This window comes from Nocardioides sp. Iso805N (assembly GCF_000364605.1).
Lineage (GTDB): Bacteria > Actinomycetota > Actinomycetes > Propionibacteriales > Nocardioidaceae > Nocardioides.
In genome coordinates, this window is the sequence record NZ_KB822575.1 from 339,740 (window position 1) to 361,519 (window position 21,780).

Annotated in this window: 19 protein-coding genes; 6 read left to right on the plus strand and 13 right to left on the minus strand. The window is 72.0% G+C overall.

What is annotated here, in order from left to right:
- Positions 1-35 precede the first annotated feature (35 nt).
- Positions 36-1,166 carry a helix-turn-helix domain-containing protein gene (locus tag H036_RS24140; RefSeq protein ID WP_017933026.1) on the minus strand — a complete coding sequence of 377 codons (1,131 nt, stop codon included), beginning with the start codon at positions 1,164-1,166 and terminating at the stop codon, positions 36-38.
- Between the two features lie 451 nt (positions 1,167-1,617).
- Between H036_RS24140 and H036_RS0101650 the strand changes: the two genes are divergently transcribed.
- Positions 1,618-1,962 (plus strand): DUF6907 domain-containing protein, encoded by a 345-nt coding sequence (locus H036_RS0101650; protein WP_017933027.1) that lies wholly within the window; start codon positions 1,618-1,620, stop codon positions 1,960-1,962.
- A gap of 2 nt (positions 1,963-1,964) precedes the next feature.
- Here H036_RS0101650 and H036_RS0101655 read toward each other — a convergent pair whose 3' ends face one another.
- The gene (locus tag H036_RS0101655; protein WP_017933028.1) at positions 1,965-2,243 is read right to left on the minus strand and encodes a helix-turn-helix domain-containing protein; all 279 of its coding nucleotides are present in this window, start codon (positions 2,241-2,243) and stop codon (positions 1,965-1,967) included.
- 291 nt (positions 2,244-2,534) lie between these two features.
- On the opposite strand from H036_RS0101655, the gene H036_RS0101660 reads away from it, so the two are divergent.
- From H036_RS0101660 to H036_RS25095, 4 genes are all read left to right on the plus strand, one after another.
- A complete protein-coding gene (locus H036_RS0101660) occupies positions 2,535-2,903 on the plus strand; it encodes a DUF6907 domain-containing protein (RefSeq protein WP_017933029.1) in 369 nt (122 codons plus the stop codon).
- A 231-nt stretch (positions 2,904-3,134) separates the two neighbouring features.
- A complete protein-coding gene (locus H036_RS0101665; protein WP_017933030.1) occupies positions 3,135-4,367 on the plus strand; it encodes a helix-turn-helix domain-containing protein in 1,233 nt (410 codons plus the stop codon).
- Positions 4,364-5,608, plus strand: coding sequence for a hypothetical protein (locus tag H036_RS0101670; RefSeq protein ID WP_157416932.1), 1,245 nt, complete (start codon positions 4,364-4,366; stop codon positions 5,606-5,608). The genes H036_RS0101665 and H036_RS0101670 overlap by 4 nt, the downstream gene beginning before the upstream one ends.
- Before the next feature lie 193 nt (positions 5,609-5,801).
- Positions 5,802-6,851, plus strand: a complete 1,050-nt coding sequence (locus H036_RS25095) for a hypothetical protein (protein WP_017933032.1) — start codon at positions 5,802-5,804, stop codon at positions 6,849-6,851.
- Positions 6,852-6,953: 102 nt separating this feature from the next.
- On the opposite strand, the gene H036_RS0101680 is transcribed toward H036_RS25095, so the two are convergent.
- From H036_RS0101680 to hpnC, 8 genes are all read right to left on the minus strand, one after another.
- Entirely contained in the window at positions 6,954-7,952 is a 999-nt protein-coding gene (locus H036_RS0101680) for a pirin family protein (RefSeq protein ID WP_017933033.1), read from the minus strand.
- A gap of 74 nt (positions 7,953-8,026) precedes the next feature.
- The gene (gene hpnH / locus H036_RS0101685) at positions 8,027-9,031 is read right to left on the minus strand and encodes an adenosyl-hopene transferase HpnH (protein WP_017933034.1); all 1,005 of its coding nucleotides are present in this window, start codon (positions 9,029-9,031) and stop codon (positions 8,027-8,029) included.
- 164 nt (positions 9,032-9,195) lie between these two features.
- Entirely contained in the window at positions 9,196-10,671 is a 1,476-nt protein-coding gene (gene ispH, locus H036_RS0101690; protein ID WP_017933035.1) for a 4-hydroxy-3-methylbut-2-enyl diphosphate reductase, read from the minus strand.
- Positions 10,668-12,614 (minus strand): squalene--hopene cyclase, encoded by a 1,947-nt coding sequence (gene shc, locus H036_RS0101695; protein ID WP_017933036.1) that lies wholly within the window; start codon positions 12,612-12,614, stop codon positions 10,668-10,670. The genes ispH and shc overlap by 4 nt, the downstream gene beginning before the upstream one ends.
- Complete coding sequence (locus H036_RS0101700; RefSeq protein ID WP_017933037.1) at positions 12,611-13,696, minus strand: polyprenyl synthetase family protein; 1,086 nt, start codon at positions 13,694-13,696, stop codon at positions 12,611-12,613. Before H036_RS0101700 ends, shc begins: the two co-directional genes overlap by 4 nt.
- Complete coding sequence (gene hpnE / locus H036_RS0101705; RefSeq protein WP_017933038.1) at positions 13,693-15,042, minus strand: hydroxysqualene dehydroxylase HpnE; 1,350 nt, start codon at positions 15,040-15,042, stop codon at positions 13,693-13,695. Before hpnE ends, H036_RS0101700 begins: the two co-directional genes overlap by 4 nt.
- On the minus strand, positions 15,039-15,938 hold the full coding sequence (hpnD, locus tag H036_RS0101710; RefSeq protein WP_017933039.1) for a presqualene diphosphate synthase HpnD: 900 nt from the start codon (positions 15,936-15,938) through the stop codon (positions 15,039-15,041). Before hpnD ends, hpnE begins: the two co-directional genes overlap by 4 nt.
- Complete coding sequence (gene hpnC, locus H036_RS0101715; protein WP_017933040.1) at positions 15,935-16,774, minus strand: squalene synthase HpnC; 840 nt, start codon at positions 16,772-16,774, stop codon at positions 15,935-15,937. The genes hpnD and hpnC overlap by 4 nt, the downstream gene beginning before the upstream one ends.
- A 77-nt stretch (positions 16,775-16,851) precedes the next feature.
- Here hpnC and H036_RS0101720 point away from each other — a divergent pair, with 77 nt between their 5' ends.
- Positions 16,852-18,042 (plus strand): PucR family transcriptional regulator, encoded by a 1,191-nt coding sequence (locus H036_RS0101720; protein ID WP_017933041.1) that lies wholly within the window; start codon positions 16,852-16,854, stop codon positions 18,040-18,042.
- Here H036_RS0101720 and H036_RS24145 read toward each other — a convergent pair.
- The 3 genes from H036_RS24145 to H036_RS0101735 are packed head-to-tail and all read right to left on the minus strand — an operon-like array spanning position 17,945 to position 21,658.
- Positions 17,945-19,984: a bifunctional phosphatase PAP2/O-acyltransferase family protein gene (locus tag H036_RS24145; protein ID WP_157416933.1), complete on the minus strand. Its 2,040-nt coding sequence runs from the start codon at positions 19,982-19,984 to the stop codon at positions 17,945-17,947. The genes H036_RS0101720 and H036_RS24145 overlap by 98 nt on opposite strands.
- The gene (locus H036_RS21510; RefSeq protein ID WP_017933042.1) at positions 19,977-20,903 is read right to left on the minus strand and encodes a DMT family transporter; all 927 of its coding nucleotides are present in this window, start codon (positions 20,901-20,903) and stop codon (positions 19,977-19,979) included. Before H036_RS21510 ends, H036_RS24145 begins: the two co-directional genes overlap by 8 nt.
- Entirely contained in the window at positions 20,900-21,658 is a 759-nt protein-coding gene (locus H036_RS0101735; RefSeq protein ID WP_017933043.1) for an SDR family NAD(P)-dependent oxidoreductase, read from the minus strand. Before H036_RS0101735 ends, H036_RS21510 begins: the two co-directional genes overlap by 4 nt.
- Between the last annotated feature and the right edge of the window lie 122 nt (positions 21,659-21,780).

The window sequence follows — 21,780 nt, forward strand, 5'->3', positions numbered from 1 at the left end:
CACGCATCACAGCGCGCATGGCGGCCTCGGCGCGGTCAGCGACCGCCCAGCTCGGTACGCCATCGCGGCAATGCGGTCTCCAGTGCCAGTATCAGGGCTGCGCGCTGCTGCGGCTCGTGCAGCTGCTCGCCGAAAAGGTCCTGAAGCACCCGCAGATGACCGCGCACGGTGTTGGCGTGGACACCGAGCCGCTGTGCCAGCGCCGGAGCGCTCTCATCCGTCTCCAGCCAGCCCTGCAAGGTCTCGGCCAGCACCAGCCGGCGGCGCGCCTTCACTCCGTCCAGGGGCTCGAGCAGCTCATGACTGATGTCGTCAGCGAGCGCCTGGTCAGCAGCTAGCCACAGCATCATCCGATATCTGGCGCACGGCACGACGCGACTCTCCGCGCGCACCTCGCCATTGCGTAGCAGCCCGAGCGCACGACGCGCCCAACGATAGGCATGCCGAGCATGCAGCAGCGGGACCGACCAGGACTGCGCCACCTGAACGCGCGGATCGAGGCGCAAAAGCGCGTCGGTCACCTCGGAGAGTCGCTCCTCGACCGTGATCACCACCAGCCGGTCGCCGTCCGCCCAGACCAGCGCCTCCTGCGGCAGTCCCGCGACCCGCTCGGGCACGAAGCCGTAGAGCTGCGCCATCACCACGATCACCCGATCCGGCATCGGCCACTCGGCGGCCGACGCCAGCTCGGAGACCAGCCGGGGCTGGATGCCGGTCGACTCCTGCATCAACGCCGACACCAGCCGCGCGCGCACATCGACCATCGCGTGGCGCTGCTCCGCCATCCCACGCTGGACCTCGGCCGAGAGGTGCCCGAGATAGCGGCTCACCGCCATGCCGAGCTCTGCGACGAGACTGCCCGACATCTCCTCGCGGGCGACCATGGTGTGGATCGTCTGCCAGACACTCTCGCCAGCGACCTGGATCGCCGCCAGTACGCGTTGACCGCCCGTGCCGGCGGCCACCTCAGCGCGGCCGAGGCCACGGAAGTAGGCCTCCACGCGATGCCGTGAGTCCTCCTCGCCGGCGGCGAGACGGAGGAAGCCGTCGACAGCGACCCCGATGGCCTCTCGGAGAAGCCGGTACAGGCGGTCGTGACCGGCGCCGGCGAAGGCCGGCACTTCGGCACGGATCCGCACAGCGGCGTGCTCCGGCAGGGTCGGCACCGCTATGCATAGCGTGGGCACCAAGGCGGCCGGAAGCCGGCGTATGAGCTGCAACGCCTCGGCCTGAGCACGAGCATGAGGAACTGCTGCGCCGCGGGCGCTCGCGCCGCGCGGCTCTGACCGAGAAAACCCCATCATTACCCTCCGACGGGCTCAGTGTCTGCTCCCTCACGAGCGTGACCCGCCCCGACGATGGACCCACAGCGAGGGCCGCGCTGTCGCCCGAAATGCGGAGTTCGGGACCTGCCGCGAGGCGTTCTTGTCATCTCGGTAACAAGAATGTGGAAAAGCGCGTGAGGCCTCCCGACACATCCGGGTAATGCGGACGTGATCAAATCCCATACTTGTATGGTCCTCCTTGAATGAGATTCGCGGCCGGTAGCGCTTGCCGACCCCCGGCGTTGATACCTGTACCGATGCACAACAGCGCGGGCGACGACACGGAGGAGACATGACCGAACTCCTGCCCACATGGCAGCGCGAGCCGTGCCCACGCTGGTGCATCCGCGACCACGACGAGGACGACATCGCCCTCGATCGCTACCACCAGGGCAGCGCGACGACCGTCCCCGTCCTGATGAGCACCGACTCCGAGGAGCCGCGCAGCGCGACGTACGTGCCCGTCGACCTGGCGATCCGCGTCGGTCGGTACGCCGGGGAGCTCATCGACTGGGTGGCCATCGAGCCCGTCCGACTGACGGCGCCCCGGCTGGTCCTCACTGCCGAGTCAGCAGCGCGTCTGGCCGAGCAGGTCACGGCACAGCTGGCCGAGCACGTCGCCCTCGACCAGGCGTGAGCTCAGGCGTCGTCGTCCTGGCCGGGCAACGGGCCGGCGAGCAGCTCCGAGACCGAGAGGCCCAGCACCTGGCAGACCGCCACCAGCGTCCGCAGCTGCGGATTCAACGGCGTACCGGGGCGAGACTCGCCCTTCTCGAACTTCTGATAGGTGTAGGTCGAGACGCCGGCGAGATGGGCGACGCGCTCCTGGCTGGCGCCCATCGCGGTGCGCGCGCGCAGGAACTCCTCACCCATGGCGCGCGCGAAGGCCTCCCACGTCGGTCGCTGCTCTTGCGTCACCCGGGCATTGTCGCGCAGATCCCACATAAGTACGACCACACCGATGCCATTCCCTGGACCCGCATCAGCGCGATCCGCGCCCTCCGACTCGGTGCTTGCTGGCCAGTGCCGGCGAAATTCTCTCGCCACGCCGCAGATCCGCGGGCAATCCTGAACAAAAATGACCATACTTATATGTGCATCCAGCAATGGGTGCCACGTGACTGTGGGGGCCGCGGCTTCGTCTGTCGGCGATGTCGGTGGGCGCCGTTAGTGTCGCGGTCGGAGAGACGAATGGCACAGGGGGCAGCGATGACGCGAGGCGACCCGGAGTCGACGACGGGGCACCAGGCGCAGCACCCGACGTGGCTGACGGAAGGCTGTCCGGCGTGGTGCACGCGTGAGCACCGGCAGCTCGATCATCCCGACGACCGCTATCACCGCACCGAGGCCTCCATCGTCCCCGGCGTGGCGGCGGCCCGGCCCAGCATCCCCATCTCCGCATCGCTGCAGGGGCTCGACCTGGTCGTGTGGCTGGGGCGCTACGTCGGCGAGAGCGTCGAGTGGGTGGTGATCGAGCCGATCGAGCGGCGCGAGCCACGTCTGGTCCTCACCGTCGAGACCGGCCGGAGCCTGGTCCAGCACCTCTCCGGTCAGCTCGCCCGTCTCCAGCCGCGTTGACAGGCGGCCTTGTCACCCGGATCACAAGAAAACGGCATGAGGACGAATCCGCGGGGCCTGTGCCCCTTGGTCCCTTGCCCACTCCCCCACCCCACGTGACACTCCTGGCGGGGGGCACGGCGGGTCACGACGAATCGGTCACTCGATCGGATCAGACGTGGGAGTGTGATGACCGACACACCGGGAGAGGGAGCACAGCATGACCATGACGCGGTCGGGCAAGGCCGCCGGATGAGCGAGGCACGTCTCGACGCTCCCGTCCTCATGCTCCCTGCCACCGTCGTGCGGCGGCTGCGCGAGAGCATCCCCGACTTCGCGGAGAGCGTGACGCGCAGGATCCAGGACGAGGTAGTCGCCTACGCGGGCTCCGCGGACGGTCGCCGGCGCCAGCTCATCGCGATGGCTGTGGCCGAGTCGGCCAGCCTCTTCCTCACCACGCTGGGCTCCCGCTCGGTCTCCACCGCGGGTGTCGACGATCTCTTCCGCCGGATGGGTTATGGCGAGGCCGGCGAGGGCAACGACCTCGACTCCCTGGAGAGTGCTCTGCGCATCGCCGGCCGCGAGGCCTGGCGGAGCCTGCAGGAGGTGGTGATCAGCGCCGGCCTCCCGGCGGCCACCCTCGGTCGACTCGGCGACGACCTGCTCTCCTTCGTCGATCGGCTGGTCGGGCAGGCCCGCGCCGGCGAAGCGATGGCCGGGCGCGTGCGCGAGCGCGACGTCGCCACCAACCGGCTGCTGCTGCTGCGCGCGCTGTGCCAAGGACACGACGACGCCGTACGGATCCGGGCCGATCTCGCCGGCTGGCCCCTGCCCGACCGGGTCACGGTGATCGCGGGGACGGCACCCGAAGGCACCACCTGGCCCGATCGAGAGGGCCTGGTGGGCAAGGCCCTGGCCGACACCGGCACGTCACCGGCCGTGTTCGTTGCCCCCGCCGAGGGCGCCGAGGACGTGATCCGCCAGCTCCGGGCGGTGCACCCCGACGTGACGCTGGCGCGGAGCTGGGCGGTGCCGCTCGACGAGGCCGGCCATGCCCGCCGATGGACGGTGCGGACCATCGAGCTCGCCGCCAACGGCGGGATCCCGCGTCAGCCGGTGATCGACTGTGCCCGCTATCGCACCCAGCTGTGGCTGCACGCCGAGCCGGCCCTGCGGCGCCAGATGGCGCAGGAGTTGCTCAAGCCGCTGTTCGCGGAGACGCCGAACTCGCGCGAGATCCTGTCGGCGACACTGTTGGTATGGCTGGAGACCCGGGAGAGCGCGCCGGCGATCGCGGCGATCCTGGGGGTCCATCCGCAGACGGTCCGGTACCGATGGCGCCGGATCAACGAGCTCTTCGGGGAGTCCCTGCACGACCCGGAGTTCGTGGTGCAGCTGACGATGGTGCTGAAGGCGAGCGTCCCGCTGTGGGTCGCCGGCGACCAGAGCGACTTCGAGCGCTACTGGAGCGAGGAGTCCTCGTGACCAGTGTCTCGGCTGCGTTCGGGCGCAGCTCCCCTAGGACCTCGAGACTCGCCGCGCGGCTCCCCCTGCATCGACTCGGACTCACGGTGCTGGCCCTGCTGGCCTCCTATGCGCTCGCCCTCGCCGTACGCACCCCGACCGCGATCATCGCCGCCGCGCTGGCGACCCTGCTCTTCCTCTCCGCCGCCGTCCTGCTGCGCCGGATCGCCGGTGTGACGGGGCCGCGTCCGGTGCCGCGCTGGTACTCCCCGTCGGCACTCTTCGTCGTTGCGGCCGTCTTCCTGGGGCGGGGCGCGCTCGACAGCTGGAGCGCGGGCGCGGCGGCCGGGGTGGCGACCCTGCTCACGATCGCGCCCGGCGCGCTGCTGGCCGCCTCCGAGACGCCGCTGCGGCAAGCCGTACGCCGTGGGCAGTCCGATGGCATCGTGCTGCTCCGGACCGAGGCACTGGACGCCGCGCGGACCGTCGAGGCCCTGGCGCTCGACGGCCTCGACACCGTCGTCTCGGGCAAGGTGGTGGACCAGGTCCAGCCGCTCGACGAGAGTCACCTGCGCAACCTGCGCTGGTTCGCCGGGGCGCTTGCGCACGGCCTGGACAGCTCGCTCGGGCGCGCCATGGCCAAGCTGTCCGCCGCCGGCAACCTCACCGACGTGACCCGTCACCCCGACCAGGGCATCAGCGGCTCGGTCGACCGTCACCCGACCCGGATCGGCCGGCCCGCCTGGCTCGGCCTCGAGCCGGTGAACAGTCCCTGGGAGGTCATCGGGGTCGAGGTCGACGGCCGGCCGCTGGGCTACATCACCGTCGCCGACGCGCTGCGCGCCGGCGCCGCGGAGCAGATCACGACCCTGCGGTCCTCCGGGCTCGACGTGGTCCTGGTCGAGGTGCCCAGCCCGCGCGTCGACGCGGTCGCCGAGCAGGCCGGCATCGTCACGGTGCTCTCCGACGTGCCGGCTGGAGCGGCCGTGGTCTCTCCGCGGGCGCCCTCCGCACCTCTCCTGCTCGGTCCGGCCGGCCAGGACATCCGCGTGGAGCAGGCCGAGATCGTCTCCGCCGCCAAGGCGCTGGAGCTGCTCCGCAGCACCGACCGCGACCAACGCCGCAGCATCCGGATCGCGCTGGGCTGGCACGGCGTCGCCGCTGCGCTCGCCGCCGCCGGGCTGCTGGCCTGCTGGTCGGCCGCCGCGGTCGCCGTCCTCGGTACCGGTGTGCTCTGGGCGGTCGCGCGGGCTTCGCGGTAGGACTGGTTGTTCTGTCTGTCTGTCGGTTGGTCTGTCAGTGTGTCTGTCTGTCGGGATAGTCCGGGGCGGAAATCAGGGGTTACCAGCGAGTAGGGCTGATTTGCGCCCCGGACTATCCCGCCGCTGCCCACCCTCCCAAAACTGCCCTGTGGATAACCCTCCCGACCACTGATCCCCGGGGAACGCTGGGGTGGTGGCCACGGCAGCGACCGACTTCGAGCCGCCGGAGTTCCACCCCCGGCGGCCCGGGCTCGTGCGCCCGGTATCGATCGATCCGGCCGGGCAGCTGGGCCCGACCCGCGGTCAGACCATGTCCGGAGCGTGGCGCCGCACCGGCCACGGCCTCTACCTTCCAGCGCACATCGACGGCGGGGGCCTGGATCAGCGCCTCGTCGAGATCGGTACGGCGCTGCCGGCTCAGAGTGCCCTGACCGGATGGGCGGCGTTGCACTGGCTAGGTGCCCCGTGGACCGAGGGCACAGCCGGCGACGGATCGCGGCTCCCTGTCCCGATCCTGGTCCCGAACCATCGCACCCGGTCACGGCCCGGCGTCCTGATCACTGCCGAACGGTTCCGCCCGGGTTGGATCCACGATGTCGACGGTCTGCCGATCACTGCCGCGCTGGCCTCGGTGTGCTTCGAGGCGCGCCATGCTCCGAGCCTCGAGCAGGCAGTGCGCTGGCTCGACATCGCCCTGGCTGCCGATCTGGTCTCGCTCGAGACGCTGGCGGCGTACGCGCCGTTGCTGACGGCGTGGACCGGAGTTCAGCAGCTTCGCGATGCGATGGCGCTGGCCTGCGAGAACTCCTGGTCGCCGATGGAGACCGAGATGAGGCTCCTCTGGGTCCTGCGACTCCAGCGTCATTCGGTGGTGGCGAACCACCCGGTGTTCGTGGACGGCAGGTTCATCGGGACTCCGGACCTCCTTGACGTGGAGGCCGGTGTCGTCGGTGAGTACGACGGCGCACTGCACCTTGAAGGTCAGCGAAGGGCGATGGACATCCGTCGTGAGGGCATCTTCCGCAGGGTCGGGCTGGAGTACGTCATGATGACATCCGCCGACCGTCGCGATCCGAGCGACTTCCTGCTTCGCGCCCGCGACGCCATCGCGCGGGCGGCTCGCCAGCCCGGGCCGCGTCGCTGGACCATCGACCCGCCGCCTCGTTGGATCGCTACCACGACCGTCGCTGCTCGATTAGCGCTTTCCGCTGAGCAGCGGGCACGGCTGTTGCGGGCTGGCTGAGCGGATCGTGGGTGGGTGGCTTGGCTCGTGCCGGGGTAGTCCGGGGCGCAAATCAGGCCTACTGGCCGGTAACCCCTGATTTGCGCCCCGGACTATCCCCTTTCAACCCCGTGACCGCAACCGCACATTGTTCGGCAGGGGCGGGGCCGGGATCGGGGGCAGGTGATCGCCCAGGACCCGGCCGAAGCGACCGTCCGCCACCTCCTGCGAGTCGGCGACGACCTCGCCGGTCGGCCCCGTGATCTGGGCCTGCCAGGCGTCCCGGTAGCCGACGATCTCCTCGTGGGTGCGGCCCACGAAGTTCCACCACATCACGATCGACTCGCCGAACGGCGGCCCACCGAGCAGCAGCAGGCGGCTCCACTCGCTGGCGACGATGGTCCGCTCGGCAGCACCGACCGGGAGGTAGGCGAGCGCATCCTTGCCGACGGGTACGCCGTCGACGACCACAGCGCCGGTGTCCAGCAGGATCCCGTGCTCGAAGGCAACCTCGACCGGGATCTGCAACGTCGTACCGGCCTCGAGGAGGAGCTCGACGCCCAGCAGCGGGGTGAAGGTGGCCACCGGCGAGGTGGAGCCGAGGGCCGATCCGAGGAAGACCCGCGCCTCCCAGCCCGGGCCGCGAACCGGCGTGGGCGCGTAGTGCTGGAAGCCGGGTGCGGCGTCGCGCACGGCGTCGGGCAGCGCCGTCCACAACTGCGCGCCGTGCAGGACGGAGCTGGCGTCGGTGGAGATCTCGGAGTGGCTGATGCCGTGACCGCCGGTCATGAGGTTCACCTCGCCGGGGCGCACGATGGCGTGGTTGCCGGCGCTGTCGCGGTGTTCGATCTCGCCGGTGAACAGCCACGAGACCGTCTGCAGGCCGGTGTGCGGGTGCGGCGCCACCTGCATCCCGCCCGTCGCCGCGACGTCATCGGGCCCGTAGTGATCCACGAAGCACCACGCGCCGATCAACGAGCGCTCCCGCGAGGGCAGCGTACGGCGGACGTTCATCGCCCGCGGGCCACCGAGCGGCACGTCGCGCGGGCCGATGACCTGGATGCCGCGGGCGGCCTCGGCCTCGCAGACGACCTCGGCCGGGCGGGTCTCGGTGTTGCTCATGGGATCAACGTACGACAGCTCGGCGACCGGGGCTCGGCGGGCGTGGCTCGGCGACGCGGGGCTCGGCGACCGCGTCAGACCGACACCGCCGCCCGGATCGACTCCTTGAGCGAGCTCATCGTCGCCAGCACGGCGGTCGGCTCGTAGCCGCAGTGCGCCATGCAGTTGGCGCAGCGCGGGTCCTTGCCGCGGCCGTAGGAGTCCCAGTCGGTGGTTTCGAGGAGCTCGTCGTAGGTCTCGGCGTACCCGTCCGCCATCAGGTAGCAGGGCTTCTGCCAGCCCTTGAGGGAGAAGGACGGGATCGCCCACGCGGTGCAGTCGAACTCGACCTTGCCCTCCAAGAAGTCCAGGAAGAGCGGGCTGTGGTTGAGGCGCCACTTCTTGCGCCGGCCGTCGCCGAAGGCCTTCTTGAACAGCTCGCGGGTCTGGGTCACGCCGAGCCAGTGCTCCTGGTCGGGCGCCTTCTCGTAGGCGAAGCCGGGCGAGATCTGCATGTTGTCGACCTTGAGGTCATCGTTGAGGTAGTCGAGGACGTCGATCACGTCCTGCGGGGTGTCGGTGTCGAAGAACGTCGTGTTCGTCATCACCCGGAAGCCGAGCGCCTGCGCCTCCTTGATCGCCGCGACGGCCTGCTGGAAGACGCCCTGCTTGGAGACCGAGGCGTCGTGCCGCTCCTCCAGGCCGTCGATGTGCACCATCCAGGCGAAGTTCTTGTGCGGGGTGAACTTGTGGATGTGCTTGGGCAGCAGCACCGCGTTGGTGCACAGGAAGACAAACTTCCCCTTGTCGAGCAGCTGCCGGGTGATCTCGTCGATCTGCGGGTGCATCAGCGGCTCGCCGCCGGCGATCGAGACCATCGGCGCGCCGGAGTCGACGACCGCGCCCACGGCCCGCTCCACGGGCATCCGCTGCTTGAGCAGGTTGGCCGGCTCCTGGATCTTGCCGCAGCCGGCGCACTTGAGGTTGCACGCGAACAGCGGCTCCAGCTCGACCAGCAGCGGGAACTTCTTGCGGCCCTTGATCTTCTGCAGGAGCAGGTACTTGCCGATCGCGACGGACTGGTGCAGTGGCATGGACATGGGCGTATCTCCTTATCTGGCGCCGTTGCGAGCGGCGTCCGGTGCGTGCGATGGCAAGGCGGAGGAGGGAGCCGTGGCGGAGCCACGGCGACTGACGACAACGCAGCCAGCGTGCGTGCCGGGGGACGCGCAGCCGGCGTCCAGATGAGGCGATGCGCCCACCCTCATGAGACCTCTCGTGGGAGTGTGAAGTGCACGGACTCCTCGACACCGTCGGACTCGCGGACGCTGACGGCCCCGAGGCCCGTCAGGCCGGCGACGACCTGGTCGACGAGGTACGGCGGAGCAGACGCCCCGGCCGTGATTCCCACCCGGCTCACTCCTTGCAGCCAGGACAGCTCGATCTCCTCCAGTTCGTCGACGAGGTACGCCGGCGTGCCCTCGGCCCGCGCGACCTCGGCCAGGCGCAGGGAGTTGGAGGAGTTGCGGGACCCGAGCACGATCACCAGCCCGGTGCTCCCGACCTCGCGGGCCACCGCACGCACCGCCTGCTGGCGGTTGGTGGTGGCGTAGCAGATGTCATCGCGGCGCGGCGCGCTCAGCGCCGGGAACCGCTCCCGCAGCACCGCCGCAGTCCGCTCGGCCTCGTCGACCGCGAGCGTGGTCTGCATGACGTAGGAGACCTTCGCCGGGTCCCGCGCTTCAACGGTGCGGGCCTGCTCGGCATCGTTGACGACCACGATGTTGGCGGGCGCCTCGCCGTAGGTGCCCTCGACCTCCTCGTGCTCGGCATGGCCGATCAGGAAGACGGTGTGGTCGAGGCCTGCGAAGCGGCGTACCTCGGCGTGCACCTTGGCCACCAGCGGGCAGGTCGCGTCGATGACGCTGAGCCGCCGGGCATCCGCCTCGGCCCGGACGCCCGGGGCGACACCGTGCGCGGCGAGCACGACTGTCGCGCCCTCCGGCACCTCGGCGACCTCCTCGACGAAGACCGCCCCCTTGCGCTCCAGGCTGCTGACCACGTGCCGGTTGTGCACGATCTGACGGCGTACGTAGACCGGGCTGCCGAACCGGTCCAGCGCCCGGTCGACGATGTCGATGGCGCGGTGCACCCCGGCGCAGAAGCTGCGCGGCATCGCCATCACCACCTCCCGGTCGGCGGTGGCGTCGCTCCACTCGGCCAGCACCGGAGCGGCCTTGCGCAGCGCGTGCAGCGCGTGGATGGCCCGGGCGGGCGTGCCGGGTGACACCAGCCGGTGCAGCGGGGTGTCCACGATCGCGCGTACGACGACGGCGTGCTGCACGCCTTGGAGCAGCAACGAGGACTCGGTGTCCACCGCGATGGCGCCGGTGGCGGCGAGCTCAGCCCGCGCCGCCGGGTCGTCGACGATGTGCTCGGCGGTGACGATCGGACCGAGGTGGACCCGCAGGCCGGCGCGGCGCAGCGCACCGGCGAGCAGCGCGGCGGCCGGCAGCTCCCGCTCGGTCGCGTTATGCGCGTCGATGACCTTGGTCGCCACCACCAGGTCACCCGGCGCGAGGTCGGTGGTCAGCGCACCCGCGACCCCCGCGACCACGACCGGCCCGGTGGGCGGCTGCGGGAGCGGGCGCGAGCGGCCGGTACGCCGGAGCTGGCCCGGCAGTGTCGATCGCAGCGCGAGCCACTCGGTGCGCAGCGGGGTGAGGAAGGTGGCGGTCATGGCACCTCGACAGGCTCGGTGTAGGTACGGCGGAAGTAGCGACCCAGGGCCCACATCGGGAAGACCTGCCGGTACATCTCGTAGCCGATGTAGAAGAAGCCCGGGAACCCGGTGCCGGTGTAGAGCTCCTCGTCCCAGCCGCCGTCGGGGCGCTGGGTGGCGATCAGGTGCTCGATGCCACGCTCCACGACGGGGCCGGTCTCGCCGGCGGCGAGCAGGGCGAGCAACGCCCAGGCGCTCTGCGAGGGCGTCGAGGCACCCCGGCCGACCCAGGCCTTCTCGTGATAGCTGCGCAGGTCCTCGCCCCAGCCGCCGTCGACGTTCTGGTGATCCTCGAGCCAGGCGACGGCGGTGCGCACGGCCAGGTGCTCGGCGCCCACGCCCGCGGCGACCAGCGCGGGCACCGCCGCGCCGGTGCCGTAGAGGTGGTTGGCTCCCCAGCGCCCGAACCACGAGCCGTCAGCCTCCTGGTTCGCCAGCAGCCAGTCCACGCCGCGGCGGCACTCCGGCGAGTCGGCCAGCCCCTCGATCGCCATCATCTCGACCACGTGCGCGGTGACATCGGCCGAGGGCGGGTCGATCACGTTGCCGAAGTCGCAGAACGGCAGCCTGGCCGGCAGCAGGTGCGTGTTGTCCGCGTCGAACGCCCCCCAGCCGCCGTCGCGCGACTGCATCCCGACCGTCCAGGCGACGGCCCGGTCCAGCGCGCCTCGCAGTCGCGAATGCTCCGGATGCGCGACCGCGCGCAGCGCCAGCACGATCTCGGCGGTGTCGTCGGTGTCCGGGTAGACGTCGTTGGCGAACTCGAAGGCCCAGCCCGCGCTGGGCAGGTCCGGGCGACGCACCTGCCAGTCGCCGTCCGCACTCACCTGCTCGGCCAGCAGCCAGTCCGCGGCACGGAGGACCGCGGGATCGTCCGGCGGCGTACCTGCCTCGAGGAGGGCGGCGAGGGAGAGTCCGGTGTCCCAGACCGGGGACTGGCAGGCCTCCAGCCAGCGCAGCGGACCGCCTGGCGCGTCCGGCACCTCGACGAAGAAGTCGTCGAGACCCGCGAGCGCCGCCTTCATGGCCGGATGCTCCAGCGAGTAGCCCATCTGCCACAGCGCGAGGATCGAGTAGACCCACGGCGGCTGGATGCCGCCCCACCCGCCATCGGCCTCCTGCCGGGCCAGGATCCACTCCGCGGCCTGCCGCATCGCGAGGCGGCGCAGCGGGTTGGGCGGCAGCTTCCCGAAGGCCCGTACGCCGACGTCGAGGCGCTGGAAGACCCCGGCGACGGACCACAGCGGGGCGAACCGGGCCGGTGGCGCGCCGGTGAGCAACGGCGCGGCGTCGAACGGCACCGGCACCACCGGCCGGGTGGCGCTGACGATGGAGAGGGGCACGATCGTCTGCCGCGCCCAGCAGCCCCATTGGTAGATGTTCAGCGGTGCCCACGAGGGCAGGAACATGATCTCCGGCGGCAGGGTCGGGCAGGCGTCCCAGCTCCACAGCCCGACCAGCGAGAGCCACATGTGGGTGAAGACGCGGGTCTTCTCCAGCCCTCCGGCGGCCCGCACCCAGGCGGCTGCCCGGACCAGGTGCTCGGCGTCCTCGGCATCGCCGGCCAGCCGCAGCGCGACCCACGCCTCGACCGTGGTCGAGAGCGAGCCGGGCGCGCCCGGGAAGTCGCCCCAGCTGCCGTCGCGGCGCTGCTGCGAGCGGATCCAGCGGGCGCTGCGCTCCTGATCGTCGGGTACGACGATGCCGAGCACGTGCCGCAGCAGCATGTCCTCGGCGTCCATGGTCACGTTGGTGGCCAGGTCGCCCTTCCACCAGCCGTCGGGGTGCTGGCGGCGCTTCAGGTGGGCGATGGCGGCGTCGAGTGCGGCTCCCACGTCGGTCGCGGAAAGTGACTCCTCGACCGGCGGAAGGTGACCTCTCGACGTGTCCTCGATGGTCACAGCTTGCGCTCCGTCACGAAGTGGGCCAGATCGATCAGGGTGTGGTGGGCCGTCTCGTCCAGGCCCAGGTCGGCCAGCGCGCCGAGCGCGCTCGCCACGTGACTGTCAGCGGCGGCCGTCGCCCACTCCCGGCCACCGGCCTTCTCGATCAGGTCGGCGGCCCGCTTCAGCTCGTCGGGCTCGACCACGGTCCGGGAGCCGTGGGTGGCGAACCAGGCGGCGAGGTCGGCGCCCGCATCCCCGCCGTACTCGATCGACCAGACCACCAGCAGGGTCTTCTTGGCGGCGGCCAGGTCGGCGAAGACCGGCTTGCCGGTCACCTGCGGGCTGCCCCAGATGCCGAGCAGGTCGTCGACGATCTGGAAGGCCAGACCCAGCTCCGCACCGAAGGTGTGGCAGCCGTCCACCACCGGCTGCGGCGCGCCGGCCAGGATCGCGCCGATCGAGGCGCTCACCGCCAGCAGTGCGCCGGTCTTGTCCTGCTCCATCGCGAGGCACTCGGCCAGGGTGACGTCGTCGCGCCGCTCGAACTCCACGTCGCGCGCCTGCCCCCTGATCACCTCACGGGTGGCGCGGGCCAGCGCCAGACTCGCGGCGTCGGCGTGCGGGCCCGCGTCGGCGAGCACCTCGTGCGCCAGCGAGAGCATCGCGTCGCCGGCCAGGATCGCGGTGGTGTCGTCCCACACCGACCAGACCGTCGGGCGGTGCCGCCGCTCGCGGTCGCGGTCGATGATGTCGTCGTGCACCAGCGAGAAGTTGTGCACCAGCTCGACCGCGACGGCACCGGGGATCGCCGCGTCCACGGCGCCTCGACGAGCTCGGCGGACGTCGGACTCGCCTCGGCTGGCGTCGGCGTCGGCGTCGGCGTCGACGGCCTCGGCGACCAGCAGCGCCAGGCCGGGACGCAGTGCCTTCCCGGCGGGGCCGCTGGTCGGCGTACCGTCCGGCTCGCACCAGCCCAGGTGGTAGGACGTCACCCGGCCCAGGAACGGATCGAGTCGCCCCACCGCCTCCCGCATCGCCGGATCGACGAGCGAGCGGGCGTGGGTCAGCCACTCGACGGCGTTGGTCCTCTGGCTCATGCGACCACCTCCAGGCGGCTCGGCTGGTCCTGGAGCACGGCTGTCGCGGCGGCCTCGCCGCTGCGCACCGCGCCCTCCATCGTGGCGGGCCACCCGGTGGCGGTCCACGCACCGGCGACGTAGAGGCCGGGCTGCCGGGTCCGCGCCGTCGGCCGGAACCGCGCCGTGCCCGGCGTCGGGTCGAAGGTCGCGTGCCGCTCCCGGGTGACGAAGAAGTCCAGCAGCGTGGCCTGCCGTGCCCGCGGCAGGAGCGCCTCCAGGTGCGGGACGAAGCGCGCCCGCAGCTCGGCGACGGGCAGGTCGACATAGGCCTGCGCGGCCGAGAGCGAGACGGCGACGTACTGGCGTGGGCCCCGAGGCGCCTCGACAAGCTCGGCGGTCGTGGCGGCCAGGCCGCTGTGGCCGGTCCTGTCGAAGACCCACTGCAACGGACTGTCGACGGCGGCGACGAACGGCTCCTCCAGCACGACACGGTCATAGACCAGGTGCAGGTTGAGGATCGGCGCGCTGCCGAGACCCTCGACCCAGCCGTCCGGCAGGTCCAGCGAGGAGGGCGGCAGCAGGCGGCGCGCCTGATCGGGAGGTACGGCGAGGATGACGGCGTCGGTCCCGATCTCCTCCAAGGTGCTCACCTTGTCACCGGTCCGGACCTCGACACCGGCCTTGGTCAGCGCTCGGAGCGCGGCGTCCCCGTGCAGCTGCTGCAGGGGCACGCGCGACCAGCCGATGTCGGACGCGTCGGCGCGGTCGAGGAGGCCGAGCTGGAAGACGGTCGCGGCCAGCGCCAGCGACGCCCGCTCCGCGGTGGCGTTGAGGGTGGCCACGCCGATCAGGTCCCACAGCGCCTCGATCGCGCGGGGTCCCTGGCGATGTGCCCGGAGCCAGGCGCCGAAGCTGTCCCGGTCGGTCGCGGGCGCCTCTCGGTCCACCCGGCCGAGCGCGACGACCGCGGGCAGGAGGCGCGCCTTGGCGGCGAGCCCGAGCCAGGGGTAACCGGCCAGCGCGCCGCCGAGGTGCAGCGGGGGCGGGAGGGCGCCGCGGCGCAGACGCCCGACGCGGGTGGATGCCTCGCTGCGCACGGTCACGTCGAGGCGCGGTTGCAGCTCGACCTGGTCGGTGACGCCCAGCCGGTCGAGCAGGCCGGTGTAGGCGGTGCAGCAGCGCAGGAAGACGTGCTGCCCGTTGTCGATCCAGAGGTCCTGGCCGGCCACGGTCCGCTGGAAGCTGTAGGTCAGGCCGCCCAGGCGCGGGCGCGCCTCCCGCAGGGTGACCTGCCAGCCGGCGTCGGCGATTCTGAGCGCGGCCGAGATCCCGGCGAGGCCGCCGCCGACGACGGTCGCCCTCACGAGCGCCCCCTCACCAGGGCGGTCACAGCGACCCGGGCCTTCTCCGCGCCGGAGAGCCGCAGCCGCTTGTCGTAGACCTGCACCGGGTCGGCGGCGATGCGCTGGTTGAGGTGGCGGTAGATGCCGGCCATCGCGGTGCAGCAGGCGGCGCTGCGCCGGTCCAGGTGCGGGACCAGCCGCAGGCCGAGGCCGTACCAGTCCTCGGCCCGCGCCGCCGCGTGCCGCAGGTAGGCGGCGAGCCGGCCCTCGGGGTCGTCCAGGTCGCCGGCCGCGTCGGTACGCAGCTCGATCCCCCACTGCGCCAGCTCGCTCTGCGGCAGGTAGATCCGCCGGTTGCCCAGGTCCTCGCGGACGTCACGCAGGATGTTGGTCTGCTGCAGCGCGATCCCGAGCTGGTCGGCGAAGAGCTCGGCGCGGGGCTCGGGCACTGAGCCGGTCGCCTCCCCGGTCGCCTCGGTGCCGAAGATCGACAGGCACAGCCGGCCGATCGCGCCGGCGACCCGCCGGCAGTAGACCACCAGCTCGTCCCAGTCGGCGATAGTGACGAACTCCGCCAGGTCGGTCTCGACCCCGTCGATCAGCTCACCGAACGCACCCAACGGCACCGGGTAGCGCCGGGCCGCGTCGGCCAGGGCGAGCAGGACCGGGTCCGAGCTGTCGTCGAGGTGATCGAGGTCGGCGCGGATCTCCCCCAGGGCCTTCAGCTTGGTCTCGCGGGGCAGGTCGCCGTCGCCGATGTCGTCGACCCGGCGGGCCAGGGCGTAGACGGCACACAGCGCGGTGCGCTTCGGAGCGGGCAGGAGCCGGATGCCGTAGTAGAAGTTGCCTGCCTCGGTGCGGGTGATCCGCTCGCACTCGAGGTAGGCCTCCTGGACCGTGCTCCTGCTCTGGCTCATGCTCTTCCCCTCACCAGCACCTTCATCGCCAACGCCGCGGTCCGGGCCTTGCCCGGCCGGGCGTCGTGGGCGAGTACGTCGCCCTCCGCGCGGCGCAGTGCCGCGGCAGTGGCCAGCCCCCCGGCGACGAACCCGGCGACCGCGATCCGCGCCCACCCGCTGAGCTGGCCGACCAGCTGCGATCCCTCCCGCAGCCACTGCTCGGCGCGATCGGTCTCGGCCAGCACGCACCGGCGCAGTGCGGGGGTCGCGCGGGCGAGGTCGAGGTCGGCCTCGACGACGCCGAACTGCTGCAGGGAGCGTTGTGGCAGGTAGACCCGGCCCGCGCGCCGGTCCTCGGCGACGTCCTGCAGGTGCTCGACCAGCTGCAGCCCGGTGCAGACCCGGTCGGAGAGCGCGATCCGGGCCGGCGTCGACTGGCCGAAGAGCTCGAGCACGATCCGGCCGACCGGGTCGGCGGAGAGCCGGCAGTAGCCGACCAGATCCTCGAAGGTCGGGTAGCGGTGCACGCGCTGGTCGCGCAGGTTCGCCTCGACCAGGTCGAGGAACGGCTGCTCGGAGAGGCCGCACTCGTGCACCGTGTCAGCCAGCCGCCGCAGCGTCGGGCTGATCGGGGTGGCGTCACGCCAGATGCTGCGGGTCTCCTCGCGCAGCCGCACCAGCGCCGCGGCGCGATCTCCGGCGTACGCGTCGCCGAGCTCGTCGACCTCGCGGGCGAACCCGTAGACCGCGTGCAGGTGCTCACGGTGCCGGGCCGGGAGCAGGCGCAGTGCGACAGGGAAATTCTCCCCAGCCTCCCGCTGCTGCCAGGAGGCCGAGGTCTGCACGGCGCTCATATCGCCATGTAACACCTTCGGCGACGCCGAACTCTGCCCTTTACGCTCGCCAATTTTGGGACGAAACTTGGCACCAGATGACAAACCTCACCGATCCCCACAGCGAGAGCGCGGTCGACAGTCGCCTGCTGGCCGAGCTCGAGCGCCGCCTCAACGACCGCCTTCCGGACCTGCTCCTGGAGGTGCGGGACCGGCTCGCCCAGGACTGGCCTGACTACGCCGCCTTCCTGGAGAGCGAGCTGAGCAGCATCGAGGAAGGTGCCGGCGGCTTCCTGCACGGCCTGCTGATGGCCGCCACCTGGCCGAGCAGCCAGCCCGCCGAGAACCAGGAGGCCATGCAGCTGCTCTTCGAGCAGATCGGCCACCTGCAGTGGCAGGCCGGCCACGACCTGACCCGGCTGCTGACCGCCTACCAGCTCGGCGCGCGGGTCGCCTGGCGGCACGTCTCGGAGGTGGTCCGCACCGTCGACCTCCCGTCGGACGTGATCGCGGTGCTCGCCGAGCGGCTCTTCGACTTCGTCAGCCACCTCTCCCAGGCCTCCACCACCGGCTACCTCCAGGCCCAGGGCGCCGACTCGCGGGCACGCGAGCACCACCGTGAGGACCTCGCCGACCTGCTGCTCTCCGAGCGGGCGACCGTCGCCGCCGTACGCGCTGCTGCGGACCGGGCCCGCTGGCGGCTACCGGACCAGGCCGCGGTCGTGCTGGTCGGCGGCGCCGAGCCCTCGGCCCGTGACCTCATCTCCCGGCTGGACAGCACGGCGCTGCCGGTGCGCCAGGGCACCCTTGTCGGCGCCATCGTCGCCGACCCGCTCGGACCCCGCCGCGAGCAGTTGCGTACGGCGCTGGCAGGCGTCGGCTGCGTCGTCGGCATCAGCGTGCCCATCGACACCCTGGCTCGCAGTGTGGAGCTCACCCAGCTCGCGCTGCGGATGAGCGCGGAGGGCGTGCTGCAGGGCGCCCCGGTCTTCGTCGACGACCACCTCGACACGATCATCGTGCACCGCGACGATCGGCTGCTGAGCTTCCTGCGGGCCCAGGTGCTCGCCCCGCTCGACGAGCTCTCGCCGGGTGCGCGCGAGCGGCTGATCGAGACGCTGGTCTCCTGGCTGCGCCACCACGGCGACCGGCTGGCCGTCGCCGCCGACCTGCACGTGCACCCGCAGACGGTCAGCTATCGGCTGGGGCGGCTGAGGGATCTGTTCGGCGAACGGCTGGACTCTCCGCGGGAGCGGTCGCGGCTGCTGCTGGCGCTGGCGTGGGGGTGAGGGCCGTCGCGGACAGGGTCGCCAGCCGCTCCACGATCGCCGCCGCCACCCGATCGGCGTCGATGAGCGCCGGGTCGGTGGCCAGGCCGACGCTGAGCACGCCGTTCCAGCTCAGCGCGCCGAGCACGAACGGCGCGCCCGGGGCCAGCGGCAGCACCGGGTAGACCTCCACCAGCGGGATGCCCGCCATGCTGAGCTGCTCGGTGGGACCGGGCATGTTGGACACGATGCCGTGGAAGAACCGGTGGCCGTAGACCGTCCTGGCGAACCACCCCACCGCAGGCTCGGGGAACACCCGCAGCAGGTGTGCCATCACCCAGCGGCTGGCCAACGCACGGGTCGGGGTGCGCAGGCGCGCGGTGTGCCGGCTGATCTCGTCGTACAGCTCCTCGGTGGGGGCCGGTCGCAGCGGTACGTCGACCATTACCGCCGCCGTGGCGTTGCCCTCGGCCGCCGCGCCGGGCGCCCGCACCATCAGCGGCACCGCGATCCGCAGCGTCCCGCCTGCCGGAGCGATCAGCTCGGGGTGCACGTCGGCGATCGCGCCCGCGGTCAGCGCGAGCATCAGGTCGGTGACCCGGCGCCCGGCGGCAGCCTGCTTCACCTCGGCCATCGGCAGCCCCGCGGTGGTGAAGGCGCGCCGGTCCCCAGACGCACCGTGCCCACCGCGCTCACCGAGGGAGCGCGGCCGACCCCCGTCGGTGGCCAGCTGGGCGAACCCGACAGCCGTGGCGAGTGCGGTCTGCAGCGCGGTCGGCCGGGCGGGCGGGGTGGGCAGCTCGATCAGCGGCCGGAGCAGCCGCAGCGCCTGGAGCACGGTGCCGATCCCGTCCGCGATGGTGTGGTGCATCAGGATCACGAACGACCGCTCACCGGTGGGCTGCTCGAAGACCGCCGCCCGCCACAGCGGCCGGTCTCGCGGCATCCGCTCGGCGGCCAGCGCCGCGACCCCGGCGTGCACGCCGGCCCGATCGGCGACCGGGACCGCCCGCAGGTGCCACGACCAGTCGATCTCCGGCGCCGGCACCCAGCGCGCCCGCCGCCAGCGCGACTGCTGCACCCGCTGGGTGAACCGCGGCAGGTGCGGCAGCTCGGCGGCGATCACGTCGCGCACCTCCGCCAGGCTCGGTACGCCGCCGGCGCCCTCGTAGAAGACCAGCCCGCCGACGATCTGCGGCGCGCCGGTCTCCTCGACGTGCAGGAAGAACGCGTCCGCCGAAGCCACCACCTCGTGCTCGTCGGCCGGGTGGATCAGCCCGGCGACGCGGTCGGCGGCCCAGACCAGCACGAACGCGGCCACCGCGTCGAGCAGGTAGTGGTTCGCCGTCGACATGATCACCAGCAGCGTCACCACCACGTGCAGCGCGGAGAGCACCTGCAGCCAGCCCCGCGCGCCGGCGGCGGCCAGCACCACGCTGACCCACAGCGCCCACGCCATGTGCAGCGACGGCATCGCGGCCAGCTCGTTGGCGCCGGAGACCACCGAGGATCCCCAGGACCCGACGGTGTGGCCGTGCGTGACGGTGTCGTAGAACGTGTTGCCCGGCAGCATCCGCGGCGGCGTGGTCGGGAACAGCCAGAAGCAGGTGATGCCGACCGCGGTGAGCAACACGAAGGACGTCCGTGCCCGGCGGTAGAGGTCGGGGCGCTTCCACAGCAGGAAGACGAAGGTGGCGAGCGCACTGAGGATGTAGGTGTAGGCGTACTCGTAGTTGGCCAGCGTCTGCAACAGGTCGTGCCGCGCCAGCCAGTCGTTGAGCGGCTGCTCCACGTCGATCCGCAGGTGCCGCTCCAGGTCGAGCAGCCACTGCCCGTCCCGGTCGGCCCGCGCGCGACGGGCGTCGGAGTCCAGGCTGTCGACCAGGAGGTAGTAGCCGAACAGCAGTAGGCCGATCATCACCTGCCGCCAGACCACGATCCTGCGCGCGGGCGCTTCAGGCACTGCTCACCTCCGGCGTGGGATCGGTCGGGGACCAGGCTCTGATCGAGGGTGAGTGCACCAGCCCGATCACGCCGAGGATCAGCAGCGCGGCAGCACCGGCGATGCCGGCGAGGGCGCCCGCACTGGTGGGCAGGTCGGCGCCGAAGGCGATCATGCCCGAGATGTAGCTGACGACCGGGTTGACGATGTTCATCGCCGACATCGACCACGGCAGCGGTCCGGCAGCGTGCGAGAGCTGGCCCAGCGCGAGCCCGACACTGGTGCTGACGGCGAGCCCGTAGCCCACCCAGTCGCGGGCGGTCGCCGCGACGCCCTTGTCGATCAGGTCGTCGGTGGTCAGCTTCATGAACATCGCCGTCATCGCGAAGCAGACCCCCGCAGCACAGGCAAGCAGCAGCGCGGCGAGCGCCGGCGAGGGCCGGAACCGGCTGGCCACCACGAGTACGGCGACGGCGCCGGCTGCGGCTGCGGTCACCAGCAGCACCCGGCCGCGGTCGGCCTCGCCGGTCAGCGGCGCGGCCCCGTCGACCATCATCAGCAAGGTGATGCCGCCGCAGATCGAGGCGCCGGCCAGCCAGTCGAGGGTCGTCGGCCAACGCCGCGCGGTCCAGGACGAGAGCCCGATGGTGAACAGCACCTGGGTGGTCATCAGCGGCTGCACCGCGGCGATCGAGCCGAGGTGCAGGGCGGCCGCCTGCACCACGAACGCCAGCAGGTTGACCACCCAGCCGACGAACCACGCCCGGCTGTGCACCAGCCGACCCATCAGCCGGACGGCGCCGGGCAGGCCCTTGCGGGACAGCGCCGCGCCGGGCCGACCGGCCAGGTGGGTGCTGGCCCGCTGCTGCAGGAAGGCGGACCAGGCGAACCCGAACGCAGCGAGCGCGCCCAGGACGAAGACCACCTCCGGTCGGTTCACCGGCTCCTCACGTCCTCGCCGTACCGCAGCGAGAGCCGGCGGAAGGCGGCGGGCGCGACCGCGCGCACGGCCGGCGCGATCCGGGTCCAGCCGGGCACGAAGACCTCGGCCCGGTCCGCCTCGATCGCGCGCACGACGGCAGCCGCGACCTGGTGCGACGGCACCGGCCGTGGCGAGCGCCGCTCGTAGGGCCGACCACGACGGGCGAAGAAGCCGGTCTCCACCACGGCCGGGACCACCACGCTGACCCCGACACCCGATCCCGCCAGCTCCAGGCGCAGGCTCTCGGCGAAGGCATCGAGCCCGGCCTTCGCCGCGGCGTACACCGCCTCTCCGGCCACCCCCGTCCGGCCGGCGATGCTGGAGACGAAGCACAGCTGCCCGCGGCCGCGCGCCAGCATCCCGGGGAGCAGCGCGTGCGTGAGCCGGATCGCGCCGGTCAGGTCGAGCGCGAGCAGCTCCTCGATCAGGTCGGCCTGCATCTCCAAGAACGGACCGGCGTGACCGGCCCCCGCGTTGAGCACGAGTACGTCGACGGCGCCGGCCCCGGCGGCCAACTCATCGACCCCTGCCGCGGTGGCGAGGTCGGCGAGGATCGGCCGCCCCCCGATCCTGTCGGCGACCGCGGCGGTGCGGTCGGCGTCGCGACCGTGCACCAGCACCCGCGCGCCGCGCTCGCCGAGGAGCTCGGCGACGTCCGCGCCGATGCCCGCGGACGCACCGGTGACCAAGGCAGCTGCGTCGCGCACCTGCATCTGTCACCTCGCTAGGGGTCACTCGGGCATTCCTCAGCAAAGTAGCACCGGCCACCGGCCTGTCATCGCGTGGTTCTGCCCTGCGATCGCACCGGTCCCGAGACGGCGCCCTCCCCGGGTCC

What these genes read in the sequence shown, in the direction of transcription:
- H036_RS0101650 (WP_017933027.1), top strand. Translation starts at nt 1,618, where the DNA reads ATGACCGAACTCCTGCCCACATGGCAGCGCGAGCCGTGCCCACGCTGG.
- H036_RS0101660 (WP_017933029.1), top strand. Translation starts at nt 2,535, where the DNA reads ATGACGCGAGGCGACCCGGAGTCGACGACGGGGCACCAGGCGCAGCAC.
- H036_RS0101665 (WP_017933030.1), top strand. Translation starts at nt 3,135, where the DNA reads ATGAGCGAGGCACGTCTCGACGCTCCCGTCCTCATGCTCCCTGCCACC.
- H036_RS0101680 (WP_017933033.1), bottom strand. Translation starts at nt 7,952, where the DNA reads ATGAGCAACACCGAGACCCGCCCGGCCGAGGTCGTCTGCGAGGCCGAG.
- hpnH (WP_017933034.1), bottom strand. Translation starts at nt 9,031, where the DNA reads ATGTCCATGCCACTGCACCAGTCCGTCGCGATCGGCAAGTACCTGCTC.
- ispH (WP_017933035.1), bottom strand. Translation starts at nt 10,671, where the DNA reads ATGACCGCCACCTTCCTCACCCCGCTGCGCACCGAGTGGCTCGCGCTG.
- H036_RS0101700 (WP_017933037.1), bottom strand. Translation starts at nt 13,696, where the DNA reads ATGAGCCAGAGGACCAACGCCGTCGAGTGGCTGACCCACGCCCGCTCG.
- hpnD (WP_017933039.1), bottom strand. Translation starts at nt 15,938, where the DNA reads ATGAGCCAGAGCAGGAGCACGGTCCAGGAGGCCTACCTCGAGTGCGAG.
- hpnC (WP_017933040.1), bottom strand. Translation starts at nt 16,774, where the DNA reads ATGAGCGCCGTGCAGACCTCGGCCTCCTGGCAGCAGCGGGAGGCTGGG.
- H036_RS0101720 (WP_017933041.1), top strand. Translation starts at nt 16,852, where the DNA reads ATGACAAACCTCACCGATCCCCACAGCGAGAGCGCGGTCGACAGTCGC.
- H036_RS0101735 (WP_017933043.1), bottom strand. Translation starts at nt 21,658, where the DNA reads ATGCAGGTGCGCGACGCAGCTGCCTTGGTCACCGGTGCGTCCGCGGGC.